The organism is Mesorhizobium sp. M1334 (genome assembly GCF_040317995.1).
Classification (GTDB): Bacteria; Pseudomonadota; Alphaproteobacteria; order Rhizobiales; family Rhizobiaceae; genus Mesorhizobium.
On sequence record NZ_JAMYLM010000047.1, the window covers coordinates 1 to 14,881 of the forward strand.

Genomic DNA, 14,881 nt, shown 5'->3' on the forward strand with positions numbered 1-14,881 from the left:
CATCATCAACGGCCATCCGCAGAGCCAGATCGAGGAACTCATGCCCTGGCGATTCCGGAAAACGTCAAGCCCAAATCCATAGGCGGTCGGCAAGGCGCTTACGTTTTCCCTCATGAACTCCTTGATCATTTTTGTATCGATCGTACCGGGAGAGACAGCATTCACTCGGACTTTCGGGGCAAGCTCTTTCGCCAACGATTTCGTAAAAACTAGCACTCCGCCTTTTGATGCCGAGTAATGTACATGCCCGGGCGATCCCGAATGTGCTGCACCTGATGCAATAGTCACGATAGTGCCGCCATCCGCAATAAATGGAATGGCTCGTCTGCAGATGTAGAACAGTCCGTCGAGATTAATCGCCATTGTCCTTCGCCACTGTTCGTCCGTCATATTGGCAATGGCCTGGCTTTCAAAAATCCCCGCGGCCGGCACCAGGTGATCGATATGTCCGAAGGCAGAGATGCACTCGGAAACGAGCCTATCGGCATCGGAGGGCTCTGTCGCATTGTAGGCAACAGATATCACCCGTTCACCAGTGGCATCCAATTCCGACGCTAATTTCGATACCCCTTCTTTATTGAAGTCGGCCAACGCCAGTCGAGCACCTTCCCGATAGAACCGTTTCGCAAGTGCGGTTCCGAGGCCGCCGGCCGCCCCTGTAATAACCACGACGTGATCCTTCAGGCCGAAGCTGCCCGCCATGCCATCAATATCGCGATGTTGCATCGTACGACCGTCAGCCGACATAGTTTTCTGGGTATCCATGCATACGATGCCTGCGCCATCACGATTCTGAACCGGAGCTGCGATTACAGTGGGTCTGGTGTCATTGCCTCATGCGCCGTCCGACTGCGCGTGGCAGATTTCAGCAAATGGGAAATGCATCACGTTGGGCGCAGCCGGCAGATGACTACGCCGACTTCAGTCGCTGACCCTTCCGGAACGCAAATCTCCTCAATCACACCAGCATGCTGCGCTTCAATCTCAATCGTCGTCTTTTCAGATTCCACTTCCGCTATGACCTGGCCGGGCGAGACGGCCGAACCTTTGGAAACGTGCCATTTCGTGAGATCGACTTCCACCGTGGCCGCGCCCATTTTGGGGATTTTGATACCGATCATTTCGAATAACTCCATACAGAGCAGATCGCCTGTTCCAGTTGCTTTGGAGAAGGTAGGACGGCAGCCTCAAGTTCGGGATTATACGGAAGCGGGATGTCAGCACGCGTGACCCTCTTGATAGGCGCAATCAGAGATGAAAAGGCGTGTTCGCCCAGAACCGCACTTATTTCCGAGGCGTAGCCGCAGCTGCGGTTTGTGTCATCGTAAATTACGACGCGTCCGGTCTTGCGCACGCTCTCCAGCAGGCCGTCTCGATCAAACGGCAGCAAAGTGCGGGGATCCCAGACTTCCACACTTACGCCCCGCTGTTCGAACAATGACTCGGCCACCGCGAGCGCCTCAGGAACGAGATGTCCGACAGCCACAACAGTTACGTCTGTTCCGGGCCGCCTAACCTGTCCCTTGCCCAGGGGCACCGTATAGATTTCCTCTGGCACCTCGCCTTTTTGCGGGAGAGACATCGCGGACCCGATAAATACGACGGGGTCTTGTTCGCGGATCGCTTGGATCATGAGCCCCTTCGCATCATAGCCGGTGGACGGGCAGACCACCTTGAAGCCGGCATGTACCAGATATGGGTAAGGGTTGTCGGAGTGTTGGCCCGCGTTGCCGCCTCTCGTTCCGGAAACCATGATGGTGTACGTAATCGGCAGATCTGCCTGGCCGCCCAACATCAACCTCATCTTCGCTGCCTGGTTGACCAACTGATCAAAGGCAACATAAATCAAAGACGGAACCTGGAACTGGACTATCGGGCGCAATCCGGCCAGCGCTGCGCCTGTGGCGAAGCCGGTGAATCCTGCCTCCGAGATAGGCGTGTCCAGAACGCGGTCGTCGCCAAAGGCAGCGTGCAAGCCTTTGGTTTCGCCTCGAATGCCGCCCCTTATGTCCTCACCAAGGATCATCACCGATTTGTCTTCGGCCATGACCTGTCGGTAGGCCTCGTTCATGGCCTGAAGGAAACGAAGCTGTCTCACTGCTCTGCTCCCTGGGCGGGGGTGTACGGATAGGTGACAGCGTACATGTATTCCAGCGCATCTTGCGACGATGGCGTTGGACTCTGGCGAGCGTACTCTACTCCCTCGGCAATTTGCTCATCCACCTCTCGCTTCATGCGCTGAATATCTTGAGCCGAACAGATTGAGGCACCGATCAGACGGTCGGCCCAAAAATCCAATGGGTCTCGTTCCTTCCACTTCTCGATTTCCTCTTGGGTTCTGTAGGTCGTTTTCATGTGACGTTCGCCGGAGTAATGGCCAAAGTATCTGTAGGTATCGCATTGAATGAAGCTCGGGCCCCCACCGGACCGTGCGCGTTCAACAGCAGAAAGGGTCGCTTCGAATACGGCGCCTACATCCATACCGTCGACTTTCGTACTCGCCATCCCATAGGCTTGCGCACGCACATACAGTTCTAGGATGGTCACGTCGCGAAGGGGCGTGGTCATCGCGTACAAGTTGTTCTCGCAGACAAAGATAACCGGCAGGCGCCAGATTGCCGCAAGGTTCATCGCCTCGTGAACGACGCCTTGATTTATGGCGCCGTCGCCGAAAAACGACACCGCGACATGCGGCTCGCCAGCTGCTTTGAACTTGTGTGCCGCGCCGCAGGCGATCGGAGCCCCTGCACCTACAATTCCATTTGCACCAAAAATGCCTAATGAAACGTCGGCAATATGCATGGAGCCCCCGCGGCCTTTGTTGTAGCCGGTGGACCTGCCGAAAAGTTCCGCAAACATTTTTCCGACGTTGCCTCCCTTGGCCAGTGTATGGCCATGCCCTCTATGGGTACTCGTCAGGATGTCTTTGTCGGACAGCGCGCTACAGACGCCGACCGCGACGGCCTCCTGCCCGCAATATTCGTGACAGCTGCCAGGAATCAGATCGTCGTCGACAAGTTCGACCACCTTCGTGTCGAACTGACGAATTCGAAACATGTCGGAGTACATCTTCCGTGCCAGCTGGGGCGGCAGAATGTTCGACATCAATTACCTCCGCTTCAGAATTCTTCTTCTATTTGGGTGCGCCTCTGCCCTGACAGCCGCTCATAGAAACATTGTCAGGCCAGCCACCGATCTTGATGAATCGGCTGCCAGGGAGTTATTTCCCAGCTCGATCCGCTATCGATCGCCATAGGGTTCCGGCCCGACTTGTTTCGGCCGTCATTCTTGTTATCGGCGACGCCACCCATCGGGAATTGTGGCCCATGTCCTGCCGACTACAAGGACGTATATCCACCGTCGGCTGACAGAATCGTGCCCGTGCAGTAGCTGGAAGCGTCGCTGGCGAGATAAAGCACAGCTGAAGCGATTTCCTCCGGCGTTCCCATGCGTCCCAGTGGGGTCTGTTGAATCCACCGATCGTGCCATATGGCATTGTCGGTCTTGAACCGGTCGAGCATGTCAGTTGCTATGTAACCGGGCGCAACTGCGTTTACTCGAACGTTGAATTTTGCCCAGGCGCAAGCAAGTGACTTCGTCATCATGTGAAGCGCCCCTTTGCTGGCGATATAGCAGGTATTGTTTTGCGGTTGGGTCACGATCAGACCACACATGGACCCAATATTGACGATGTTGCGGAACCACGTTCAGTCATATGGCGTCCAAATGCGCGAGAACACCAGAAAGGCGCATCGGAGTTGACGCTCATTGTTTTCAGCCACACCTCATCCAGGGTCTCGAGTGCTTCGGCCCTTGGTCCAACACCGGCATTATTGACGAGAATATCGATTGGACTTTCTTTGTTTAAATCGTCAGCGAGAGCCGTAACGTCGGCAGACCTTGTTACATCAAGAAACCTGTGACTGACTGCGAGACCCTCTCTCGCGAGATTTGAGGCAGCAGAACGCGCAGCCGTCTCATCCAAATCAACGAGCACAATAGCGGCCCCGGCCTGGCCGATCGCACGGCAGATCTCCAGACCAATGCCACGGGCTCCGCCCGTGACAATGGCGCGTTTACCCGCCAGGGAAAATCTTTCCAGGTAGTTCATTTCGATCGGTCTCCCGCAAGGCTGCCGGTCTTTGGTGCCTCACCGTCGACTAGAGCTTCGCCGCGCGACTTCCGGGCCGTGATCGGCTGGCCGCCTCGAATATCCAGTTCTGGTTTCTCACGCGACCAGCGCCTTGTTGCCAATATTCGAAGACATCGGCGTTGAATATGAGCGCCGCTGTCCTTATCACTTTTCTTGCCGGCATGAACATCAGGACAGTGGAGAGCCGGACGAAATGTCCGGCCCTCAAATTATGAACTACTTTGCGGCTTTCGCGTCCGCAATCCACTTGTCCCACTGGGTCTTGTGAGCAGTTATCCAGTCCGTGGCATGTTTTGCCATTTGGTCGGGATTTTTCTCGCCGTCATAAATCAGCTTGTTCTCGGCGCTCACGTCTAACACAGGGATCGTTAGCTCCTCGAAGAATTTCTTTGCCGAGGGATTGGCTTTCAGCCAAGTGGTATTGGCGATGACTTTGGTGTCGTTGATCGGAAACCCAAGATTACCAAGGCCTTGGATCTCAGTGCTTCCGGTCTGGCCGTCAGGAAGAGAGGTCGACTTCACATTCAGCCATGTGACGTCCTTTCCGGGGACGAGCACGCCCGCGATCCATCCAGGGATCCAAGTATAGTATAGCGTCGGCTTGCCTTCCTTGATGCGTTCGATGGCATCCGCCATGATTGCGAAATAGCCACCTTGCTTATGCTCGACGGTGTCGCGCAAACCATACGCATCGAGTTGATGTTCGATGACACGTTCGCAACCCCAGCCCGGGTCGCAGCCAAAAAGATCCGCCTTGCCATTGCCGTCGATATCAAAAAGCTTCGCTTTTTCCGGATCCTTCAGGTCCTCAAGGTACTTGATTCCGGTCGCGTCCGCGGTCTTTTTATCGATCAGATACCCTTGAATGTCCCCGTGCACGAGGGTGCCGACGCGCATGAGCTTCTCGTCGCCCCCGGCTCCCTTCCAGAAAGCATCGTGCAATGGCGTCCAATGCGCCGGATAGAACTGCAGATCGCCGGCGGCTACCGCGGTATGCGCGAGTGGAACCTGAACCTGTTCGGGCTGCTCTTCGACGTCATACCCGAGCTCTCGTAGGCCGTCTCTGACCAGATAGCCTTGGAAAAGTTCTTCGTTTACCCCACCGATCCAGCCATATTTCACCTGATCGGCGCGAGCGGTCAGAGTACAGCATGCCGTTAGCGCGAGCGTCGCGAAGACGAGCTTAAGTTTCATTTTTGTTCTCCCCTAGGTATCGAGCACCATGCTCGATTCTTTAGTTTTCTCGTCCCGACGGACATCTAGTCGGTGTCCTACGCCATCTCTCTCGCGCAACCGCTCGGCGCAAATGCCGAGTATGAGACGGATTGAGTTACTGCCATCGATGCTCATCGATCAGACCGCTAAACGCAATTGCCTTTTTGTTGAGGGCGCAATAACTACAGGTCATGATTACAGTGGGTTAGCATCGTCCACGTGCACGCCTGTGCCGGCAAATTTGCCCGCCGCTGAACGTCCGATCTAAGCTGGAGTTCAGGAGCAAGCCCGCGCAGTTTCCGGGCCGACTAGGTCTGTTTGCCGCGAAGTTCCACGTGTTGCGTATCCCTCTCGCACGATTTCAGATTCGAGTTGCCGAGGACACGAGGTGGCAGCCCGTTAAATGGCCGCCATCCGTCCGTCGCCTTCGTGTCTAGCGATGGACGTCACCTTTGTGTTTCATCTCCCGATTGGCAGGATCGGCCTGCTCATCTGACCGTCCGGCGCGTGCAGAAGCGGGATTGAGGGCGTCGGCAACGGCATTCTTCGTCGTGCGAGGAAGCAGCGTCATGACGAGAATGAAGGCCGAGAGAGCCAGGATGAGCACGTTAGTGATGATCAATGCCCACTCGTTCTTGAGTATTCCGAAGGCGAGCCACAGCGCAAATCCCACCACATTAATTGCGTACATGGGAGCCGAGATGCTACCGGTGTCGCGGGTTTTGATGATCTTCCAAGCTTGCGGCGTAAACGCACTGACAGAGCATAGTGCCGCCAAGTAACCGATCACCGTGACCCATTCCATGAGTTGTCGTTTGCCTGATTTCCCTAGGTTCAAACCGGATCCGCAAACCCCGGATAGAGCGATTTGCGCCGCTCGGCGTCGCCGGGCAGCGCCGGCGCTAAGGATGTCGCGCAAGCATATCTGTCGGCTGCCGCCGGACATCTAGTCGCGGGCCGCCTGCGACGGGGATCCGGTCACATTCTCGACCAAAGCTTCCCGCCAGTAGCCCAATTGTTGGGTTCATATTCGTCGAAAACCACGTGAATCTGTTCTGGCTTCAAGTTCATCTGTTCGCAGAACAGCTTTGTGATTTCGCTAGCCAGATGTGCCTTCTTATCGTCGTCTGCCCTGAACGTCTCAATGTGTATAACAGGCATGATTTTCTCCTCTTCTGTTGTGCTGGTAGGTTGTTGAAACTTACAGCTCCGCTGATAAATGGGCTTAAAACTCTGCTATGGGTGCGCCGAACATCGCTTCGTCAACTTCCAAACCAAGCCCAGGTCCAATCGGGAGCGGGACGTGGCCGTCCCTGACGCGTATTGGGTTCTTCGGATCATAGTGACTTTCGTCAGAGATCTCGTTCACCCAGCTACACCCCTCAAACAAATTTGGCCTGACGGTCGCCCCAAGATGGTCGCAAGCCGCCCCGGTTATATCGCCTCCCCAGCTATCATCGCTTGTATGCGGAAGCGAACGGGCCTCGCAGATGTCGCGGAAAGTCGACATTCCTCAAAACCCCCAATCCGGGTAACCTTCATTCCGAACCCATCTCTGGAGAGATGATCGCGCGGCCGCCCCTTTTGGTATCCGCTCGTTCACCGGGCATGGCTCCCCTTGGCGTGAGATAACGCCCACTGGCGACGCACTTCAAATGAGTATTAGTCGCCGGCCGGATAACTGTGAGTCATGGTTCCACAATACGATTGACACCGGGATACGGTGAAAACTGCGATCTGCCGTCGGTGGCATTCCTTTGCCGACTGCGACGCGGCGTCAATCGCGCCTGGCGAGTAGGATCGCAGCGCCTCAAGCCTCACCAATGCCAAGACCTTCTCCGCGACCCCGGATGCGATGCGCTCGAATAATGAGCGTTTGGAGAAGACGAACCATATTGCTCAGATTGCCGGACGTTTCGAGCTGAACGATGTCCTCGAATTCCTCGGGGATATCCGGTGCGTTTTGGCGAATTAGAAATGCGAACGGGATCTGACGTCGACCCAGATTCTCGGCCGCGACGAACGTGACTTCACCCTGCACCGACAGGCCGAGTATGGCGGCGTCGATTCGCGATGAGGACATGATCATGTCTAGAATGTCCTCAATCGTATTCGCAGGATAGATGACCTCAGCGCCCGCCGCGCCGAGTGCGTCGCTCAGCCGGAAAGCGAAAGCGCTATCATCTGAACCGATCAGGATCCTACGGCCCACAAGTTTCTGTTGGCCCAACTCGCCATCTCCTGCAGCTGGTCAGTCTTTCCCTTCGTCTGCTGAGGATCGAGATGCTTTGCGCTGCAAGACTGCTCCAGCGTTTTGCCCGCGCTTATCGATCACCCCCCAGCTCCTAGCTCAAAAGACGTTCTTCAAACGGGTAATTTGAGAGCAGTTCGTAACCGTCGGAAGTGACCAGCAGCTGCTCTTCAAGCTTCACACCGTCTCTTTCGCCGACCGCCCCGATGTAACTTTCAACACAGATCACCATGCCCGGCTCAAGTGTGGCATCGTAAGCCACCGCACCGCGGAACAACGGTTTGACTTGCGGATATTCGTCACACATTCCGACGCCGTGTATCAAGCAACTGTAAGCTTGCGCGTGAAATTCTTCGGGCACAGGCCAGGCAGATGCCTGCAACTGCTTCATAGTGACCCCTGGCCGAATAAGCTTCATGTTCGTCTGCAGTTCGTCATAAGCAAACTGATAGAGCTGCCGCTGCCGGGCGGTAGGCCGATCATTGCCGTAGTAGAAGGTTCGCGAAATGTCGCAGAAATACCCGAATGGGCCCACCATGTCGGTGTCGAATCCTACCAGGTCACCAGGTTCAATGACCCGTTGGGTGGCCTCCTGCAGCCACGGATTAATGCGCGGTCCGGACGCCAGCATACGCCCCTCATGCCAGCCTCCCTGGTTGGCGAGGTTTGTGTAATTGAGAATGCCCCATAGCTGAGCCTCCGTGACGCCTGGGCCCATACTTTCCTGCATGCGTGCGATACCGTGCTCGGCTACCGCACATGCCCAGCGGATGCAGGCTATCTCGTCTTCAGATTTTATAACCCGTGCCCCTTCGACGATGTCGACCGCGTCAACGACCTCCAATCCACGCTGCAGAAGCGCCTGGGTTATGCTCGGGTTTACGTATTCGACCGCCACTCTGCGATTGGTGGTTCCGATTTCGCTCAGGAATGCAACAATGTCATCGGCGAGCAGCCTCGCGCCCTCTGCCAGTTCGTTGCCACCCTCGAAAAACGACATCGGCCTGCCTAGCCTCAAGCGGTCGGCAGAAGAAGGGTGGCCAGGAGTGCCTTGATGAAGAGTAATGGGGCCGTCGAGAGGCAAGAAGAGATATGTGACTGGAATGTGCGACTGGAACAGAGAGTATGAGTTGTAGTCGACCGCATACCGGATCGTGATGGGGCTTACCAAGACACACATAGCGACATCTGCGTGGCGCATCGCTGCCCTGAGCCGCTCCTTCCGATAGCCATCGAGTCTCTTGAAGTCGATGTCCGGCATCGGTCGAAATTGCCGCAAGTCACTCCAGTTGTCGTGCAGCAGGAGGCCATCTGGGCCGCCAGAAAATTTGCTCTCGGTCATTGCACTCGCATCTCCACTCGCGGCCTTCCCCCTCATACCGGCAGTGCGGCCGGAAAGCTGGGAGTCCAGCATCCAGAAATCTGTAGGGAGAGGATGCTTGCGCTTCAAATGAGTAATAATTTTAGCGCCATAACTGAGACTCATGATCGTGCTAGGCGGACGGGCATCCGCCGGGTTGGAGCAGGCGAGAGTCCAGCTTGGCTGATCAAGCCCGGGACATTGACGATCCCGTCGTTTGTAACGAGGAGGCGACAACGATAACTTCAGCTTGTTCGCCGCATGATTTTTTGGTTGCTTGCGAAAGGAACCGGACCAGAGGTATGCCGACTTAATCAAGAAACTGGCCGACGAAGATATTCGCCAGGCCGCATCACTTGGCTGGGCAAGCAATTCCATGACGCATTCTGACAGAGTGGTAATCATTACCGGCGCGACATCCGGTATAGGCGAGGCCGTTGCAGAGGCCTTTGCCGCGACGGGCGCGTCACTCATGTTGGTTGGCAGAGATCGCGAACGAGGTGAACGGGCGCTGGACTCGGCTAGAAAGCTCAACTGCCAAGCCGAATTGATGCTCGGCGACGTGGCTGACTCTGCTTTCGCCAATCGGGTGGTTGAGAACACCTCGCAAAGGTTTGGCAAAGTCAGCGTGCTGGTCAACAGCGCCGGCATCATTCGGCGTGGAGACGCGGTCGAGACATCGGACGATGCCTGGCGCGAGACTTTCGAGGCTAATGTGAACGGGGTATTCTACTTCAGTCGCGCCGCCGTGAAGGCCATGCGACGTACCGGCGGTGGAAGCATTGTCAACATAGCCTCGAACGTGGGGTTGGTAGGTTGTCCAGGATTGGCCGCCTATTGCGCGTCGAAGGGCGCGGTCGTTTCGCTGACTCAAGCTATGGCCTTGGATCACGCAAAAGAGCAGATCACCATCAATGCCGTATGTCCCGGCGCAGTGGACACGCCGATGCTCGTCTCGGCTCATACCAAGCCGGTCACAGCGGCAGAGGTACTCCAAAGGAACATCGATTCAAGTCCTCAGGGCCGTGTGGCTACACCGATGGAAATAGCGAGTTTGGCAGTCTTCCTTGCAAGCGAGGGAGCAAGGCACATCACAGGGGTTGCCATCCCAATAGATGGCGGTTTCACGGCGGGATAGGGAGGAAATTTTGGGGAGTCGACTATCAGGAAAGGTTGCCATCGTTACCGGTGGCAATCGAGGTATCGGGCGTGCGATCGCTGAAAGGCTCGCCGAAGAAGACGCGACGGTTGTAATCGGCGACTTGCGCGACGATCACTGCGCCGGGCCCGGCGCAGAGCGGCTCACATTCGTCTCTCTCGACGTCACGAATGAAGGTTCAATTCGCGCATTCGTTGACGAAGTTCTCGAGAGATTTGGCAGGATCGATATCCTCGTCAACAACGCGGGTCTGGTCCTTCACAAGTCGATCGACGATCAGACCGCCGAGGACTGGGACCGGCTAATGGCAGTCAATCTCCGGGGCCCATTTCTGATGGCCAAGTATGTGGTCCCTGAAATGAGGCGCATCGGGTTGGGATCGATCGTCAATATCGGGTCTGTCGAGGGCTACATGGTGAACCCTTGGCATACAGCTTACGCTGCCACCAAGGCCGGAGTTCATGGTCTTACGCTGGGCCTGGCGGTCGACCTTGGGCCGGACGGGATCCGCTGCAACACCGTTTGCCCAGGCTGGATCGATACTGATCTCAACCGTGCATATGTCGAGATGCATCCCGACCGGCGTTTAATCGAGCGGGAATTGGGACAACTCCATCCAGTAGGAAGAATTGGCGCTCCCAAGGAAATAGCCAACGCCGTACTTTGGCTAGCCAGTGAGGAGTCGAGTTTCGTCAGCGGTGAAATGATCTCCGTTGACGGCGCGCGAACCAAAAAGATACCCCTGCCCTCTATTTTGGATGAGGAATACCGAGCCAAGTTGGCGGAATCGCGGGCATAAGCATGTCTTCGCCCCTTCGAACGGATTGTGCGGGCGGCGTCGCTCTCGACAGAAGGCCATTGCGACGCCGGTCGCATTTTTGATGACCTCCCGCTGAAGGAGACTTAAAGCCCGTTACGCATTATGTGAGGCGCGGACCATGCAGTTCAATCAGAGCTATCAGTGTCAATGAGGGTAAGACCAACGCCCCTGTTCCTCGGCATCGACACCGGCGGCACCTACACCGATGCCGTGCTGTGGTCGGAGACCGGCAGCCCGAAGGGCAAGGTGCTGGCCAAGGCCAAGGCGCTGACGACGCGCCATGATCTGGCGGTCGGCATTTCCGGCGCGGTCGACGCGGTGTTGGAAAAATCCCGCGCCGATCCCACGGCGATAAAACTGGTGTCGATGTCGACGACATTGGCCACCAACGCGCTGGTCGAGGGCCAGGGCGGCCGCGTCGCGCTGATCATGATCGGCTTTTCCGAGGCCGACCTTGCCCGCGACGGGTTGAAGACGGCGCTCGGCACCGACCCGGTGCTGTTCTGGCCCGGCGGACACGATGTGCACGGCAATGCGGCCAAGCTCAACCTCTCCGGCCTCGAGGCAGCACTTCCGGAGCTCGCCGGCTCGGTGTCGGGCTTTGCCGTCTGCGCCTATTTCGCCACCCGCAACCCGGCGCACGAGCTGGCCGCCCGCGACCTGATCCGCGAGAAGACCGGCCTGCCGGTCACCGCCAGCCACGAACTGTCGGCAAAACTCGGCGGCCCGCGCCGTGCACTCACCACGCTTCTCAACGCCCGCCTGATCTCGATGATCGACCGGCTGGTGGCGGCGACCGAAGAGTTTCTGGAAGCGCGCAAGATCGCGGCCCCGCTGATGGTGGTGCGCGGTGATGGCGCGCTGGTGTCGGCGGCCTTCGCGCGCCAGCGGCCGATCGAGACGATCCTGTCGGGCCCGGCGGCCAGCCTGGTCGGGGCCCGCCACATGACCGGCCTCGACGATGCCGTGGTGTCGGACATCGGCGGCACCACGACCGACGTCGCCGTGCTCGACAGCGGCCGGCCGCGGCTGGATCCGGAAGGCGCCACCGTGGGCGGCTTCCGCACCATGGTCGAGGCGGTTGCCATGCGCACCTTCGGCCTCGGTGGCGATTCCGAAGTGGCGCTGGAGGACGGCGCGCTCAACCCGAAAATACTGCTTGGCCCACGCCGCCTGGTGCCGCTGGCGCTGGCCGGCATGGTGCATGGCGAGGCGGTGACATCGGAGCTGGAACGCCAGCTGCGCGCGCCCAACCCCGGCCGCATGGACGGCCGCTTCGCGGTGCGCACCGGCGTGCCGGACTGGCTTGCTGCCGGCCTCACCGCGCCGGAAGCGAAACTCTACGAGGCGATCGGCGCGGTGCCGCTGGCGCTCGACCGGCTGCTCAGCTCGAATGCCCAGAACGCCACGCTGAACCGGCTGGTGTCGCGCGGCCTGGTGCATATTTCGGGCTTCACGCCGTCCGATGCCGCCCATGTGGTCGCCAAACAGTCCAACTGGGACGCCGCCACCGCCCGTCTCGGCGCCGAGCTGTTTGCACGCAAGCGCGACGGCTGCGGCCAGGCCATCGCCGTGACGCCGGAAGTGCTCGCCGAGCGCGTGCTGGTGACGCTGACCCGCTGGTCCGCCGAATACATATTGGAGACCGCCTTCGCCGAGGACGGGCTGGACGGTGCCGCGACCGTCGCGCACGCGCTGGTGCAGCGCGCCGTCGATGCCCATCCCGGCATCGCCCGCCTCAGCGTCGCGCTCGACCGGCCGGTGATCGGCCTCGGCGCCTCGGCGCCGCTGCACTATGCCGGGCTGCCGCCGCTGATCGGAAATGGCTGCATCGTGCCGGACGATACCGACGTCGCCAACGCGCTCGGCGCCGTCGTCGGCCAGGTCCGCGTCTCGGCCGGAGCCCGCGTCAGCCAACCGCAGGAAGGCCTGTTCCGCCTCGCCTCGGGCCAGATCGTGCGCGACTTTACCGACGAGGTGAAGGCGATCGCCGCCGCCGAAGCCGATGTGAGGGCCATCGTTGCCGAGCGCGCCAAGGACGCCGGCACCGACAGCGCCGAGATCGAAGTCGCCACCGAATTCCGCGTCTCGACCGTCGAAAGCCAGCGCATGTTCATCGAGGCGCATGTGGTGGCGGTGGCGTCGGGACGTCCACGGATTGCGGTGTAGGGGCGACAACATATCAATTTCTGTACTGCACCCCGCATCAGCAGAGGCTGTCATACATAATGGGACGGACAACTGCCACCATCCCGTCGCTCATCCGTTCACAGAGAACCTCTTCTCTATTCCTGGTAGCTTCTGCACAGCTCAGGATTGGCGCCGCAGCGCAACCCGCGCGCCCAAACCTTCTTCTCCGCCGTCTGCATCGCAGCAGCTGCCATCATTTGGCTCTGATCAATGAGTTCTGAGACTGGTCTAGCTGCGGTAGGGAGGCAGAGCGACGATCTCCGACGGCTTGGAAGAACATGAGGCTAATATAGCTCGTCGGGCTGCGTTGGGAGCGGCTGCATCGGCGCAGATGTTGGCGGACAGGCGCAGGCCTGCGATCCGGTGATAGTTGTTCGCGACCTATTCCGTCGTTACAACAGAGCACGCTTGTTAGCCGATGTTGTCCCTCGGACTGGAATGCTTGGGCAGAAACCAACTTCAAACTGTTGCGACAGGGCGTATGAGATCAAAGACGCTTTATCGGAATATCCAAAGGCTGTTACCGGCCTTCGAGGCAGCCGCCCGTTGCGAAAGCTTTACGATGGCGGGCGAAGAGGTGGGGCTGTCCCAGAGTTCTGTCAGCAAACAAATCATGGAGCTTGAAAGCAGGCTAGGACAGCCGCTTTTCGTCCGAGCACACAAGCATATTTCGCTGACGCCTGCTGGTCATCGGCTGCTGAGGGCTTATTCTGCGGCGGCCTCTCAGGTCATCGACGCTCTGGAGGACTTGATCCAAGAGCGGTCGAGGCAACAGATTGTCCTCTCGACCTCAACAGCCAACGCTACATTTATGCTCTTGCCGAGGGTGGCCGAGCTCAGGGAGTGCTTTGGCGGCGCAGAGATTTTCGTCGTGACCGCCGATCCTCACGGAATCGAGCCGACGGGGCAGGTGGATCTAATGTTCACATTCGGCAGACCTGATTTTCCTGGACTTAGAATCCGATCCCTGTTTTCAGATATTATGACGCCGGTATGCTCTCCAGAGTATCTTAAGACGCACGGCCCCGTTCAAAAAGTGACCGACCTCCTGCATTGTGAATTACTCTACATGCAGGCTCAACACCCATCATGGGTAGGCTGGCGTCAATGGTTGCGAGAATTCTCCTTAGAGCAGCCCAAGAACCACCGAACTATGAGATTCAACAATTACTACAACGTGATCCAGGCGTGCCTCGCGGGCCAGGGTGTGGCATTGGGATATCTTCGCGGACTGGGCGAATTGCTTGATGCAGGGCGCTTGGTGACACCGCTTTGCGAGTCTGTGCAAACAGAGGATACGTATCAGATAGCCTGGCCTTCCAATCGAGAGCCGAATTTCTCTGTGGAGCGGTTCGAGGAATGGCTGACCCGCCGTTATGGCGGTCCGATAAAGGGCTATCCGATCGCCGGTGAACTATCTGCAAGCCATTGATCTGGCTCGCTGATTGAGGAAAGTTGTGGATTAGGCATCGCAGGATTTGCGGTGTTCGGCGCGAGGAGCGTTCAGTCAAGGATTGATGCGAGCCGATCCTCCGTTCGTTCGTCTAAGTGCATGACTCCTAGCCTAGCACTACTTTGGCAGTTTTTTAGTTCTGGGAGCGTTTTGAGGATTCCCAAGAGCGGTTTTGCGTGATTGAACTAAACCGCTGCCGCGGTAGCTGATGCGCGGGTCTGGCCTGAGGAGGCCCCCGTCTGAGAAGATTTGGTGTTGAGCCAACCTTCCAGACAGGAGA

General features: G+C 57.9%; 16 protein-coding genes. 4 read left to right on the forward strand and 12 right to left on the reverse strand.

Annotated features, from left to right (window positions below; translation table 11 throughout):
* The 12 genes from NKH17_RS32395 to NKH17_RS32450 form a co-directional block, all read right to left on the reverse strand.
* Positions 1 to 765 (reverse strand): SDR family NAD(P)-dependent oxidoreductase (locus NKH17_RS32395; protein ID WP_352973446.1); only part of this gene is annotated, 765 nt, incomplete at its 3' end.
* 119 nt (positions 766 to 884) lie between these two features.
* Positions 885 to 1,121 (reverse strand): biotin/lipoyl-containing protein, encoded by a 237-nt coding sequence (locus tag NKH17_RS32400; protein ID WP_352973447.1) that lies wholly within the window; start codon positions 1,119 to 1,121, stop codon positions 885 to 887.
* Entirely contained in the window at positions 1,118 to 2,098 is a 981-nt protein-coding gene (locus NKH17_RS32405; protein WP_352973448.1) for an alpha-ketoacid dehydrogenase subunit beta, read from the reverse strand. The genes NKH17_RS32400 and NKH17_RS32405 overlap by 4 nt, the downstream gene beginning before the upstream one ends.
* Positions 2,095 to 3,105, reverse strand: coding sequence for a thiamine pyrophosphate-dependent dehydrogenase E1 component subunit alpha (locus NKH17_RS32410; protein ID WP_352756895.1), 1,011 nt, complete (start codon positions 3,103 to 3,105; stop codon positions 2,095 to 2,097). The genes NKH17_RS32405 and NKH17_RS32410 overlap by 4 nt, the downstream gene beginning before the upstream one ends.
* 233 nt (positions 3,106 to 3,338) lie before the next feature.
* Positions 3,339 to 3,674 (reverse strand): SDR family NAD(P)-dependent oxidoreductase, encoded by a 336-nt coding sequence (locus NKH17_RS32415; protein ID WP_352973449.1) that lies wholly within the window; start codon positions 3,672 to 3,674, stop codon positions 3,339 to 3,341.
* Positions 3,662 to 4,111, reverse strand: a complete 450-nt coding sequence (locus NKH17_RS32420) for an SDR family NAD(P)-dependent oxidoreductase (RefSeq protein ID WP_352973450.1) — start codon at positions 4,109 to 4,111, stop codon at positions 3,662 to 3,664. The genes NKH17_RS32415 and NKH17_RS32420 overlap by 13 nt, the downstream gene beginning before the upstream one ends.
* Before the next feature lie 258 nt (positions 4,112 to 4,369).
* Positions 4,370 to 5,347 carry a glycine betaine/L-proline ABC transporter substrate-binding protein ProX gene (gene proX / locus NKH17_RS32425; protein WP_352973451.1) on the reverse strand — a complete coding sequence of 326 codons (978 nt, stop codon included), beginning with the start codon at positions 5,345 to 5,347 and terminating at the stop codon, positions 4,370 to 4,372.
* Positions 5,348 to 5,801: 454 nt separating this feature from the next.
* Entirely contained in the window at positions 5,802 to 6,173 is a 372-nt protein-coding gene (locus NKH17_RS32430) for a SemiSWEET family sugar transporter (protein WP_352973452.1), read from the reverse strand.
* Positions 6,174 to 6,346: 173 nt separating this feature from the next.
* Positions 6,347 to 6,529 (reverse strand): tautomerase family protein, encoded by a 183-nt coding sequence (locus NKH17_RS32435; RefSeq protein ID WP_352973453.1) that lies wholly within the window; start codon positions 6,527 to 6,529, stop codon positions 6,347 to 6,349.
* 64 nt (positions 6,530 to 6,593) lie between these two features.
* Positions 6,594 to 6,878, reverse strand: coding sequence for an enolase C-terminal domain-like protein (locus NKH17_RS32440; RefSeq protein WP_352973454.1), 285 nt, complete (start codon positions 6,876 to 6,878; stop codon positions 6,594 to 6,596).
* A gap of 300 nt (positions 6,879 to 7,178) precedes the next feature.
* Positions 7,179 to 7,598: a response regulator gene (locus NKH17_RS32445; protein ID WP_352973455.1), complete on the reverse strand. Its 420-nt coding sequence runs from the start codon at positions 7,596 to 7,598 to the stop codon at positions 7,179 to 7,181.
* A gap of 115 nt (positions 7,599 to 7,713) precedes the next feature.
* The gene (locus NKH17_RS32450) at positions 7,714 to 9,357 is read right to left on the reverse strand and encodes a M24 family metallopeptidase (protein WP_352973456.1); all 1,644 of its coding nucleotides are present in this window, start codon (positions 9,355 to 9,357) and stop codon (positions 7,714 to 7,716) included.
* Here NKH17_RS32450 and NKH17_RS32455 point away from each other — a divergent pair.
* From NKH17_RS32455 to NKH17_RS32470, 4 genes are all read left to right on the forward strand, one after another.
* Positions 9,356 to 10,117, forward strand: coding sequence for an SDR family NAD(P)-dependent oxidoreductase (locus NKH17_RS32455; protein ID WP_352973457.1), 762 nt, complete (start codon positions 9,356 to 9,358; stop codon positions 10,115 to 10,117). The genes NKH17_RS32450 and NKH17_RS32455 overlap by 2 nt on opposite strands.
* Positions 10,095 to 10,937: an SDR family NAD(P)-dependent oxidoreductase gene (locus tag NKH17_RS32460; protein WP_352973458.1), complete on the forward strand. Its 843-nt coding sequence runs from the start codon at positions 10,095 to 10,097 to the stop codon at positions 10,935 to 10,937. Before NKH17_RS32455 ends, NKH17_RS32460 begins: the two co-directional genes overlap by 23 nt.
* A gap of 168 nt (positions 10,938 to 11,105) precedes the next feature.
* Entirely contained in the window at positions 11,106 to 13,127 is a 2,022-nt protein-coding gene (locus NKH17_RS32465) for a hydantoinase/oxoprolinase N-terminal domain-containing protein (protein ID WP_502910650.1), read from the forward strand.
* Positions 13,128 to 13,629: 502 nt separating this feature from the next.
* Entirely contained in the window at positions 13,630 to 14,580 is a 951-nt protein-coding gene (locus tag NKH17_RS32470) for a LysR substrate-binding domain-containing protein (RefSeq protein ID WP_352973460.1), read from the forward strand.
* The last annotated feature ends 301 nt before the right edge of the window (positions 14,581 to 14,881 follow it).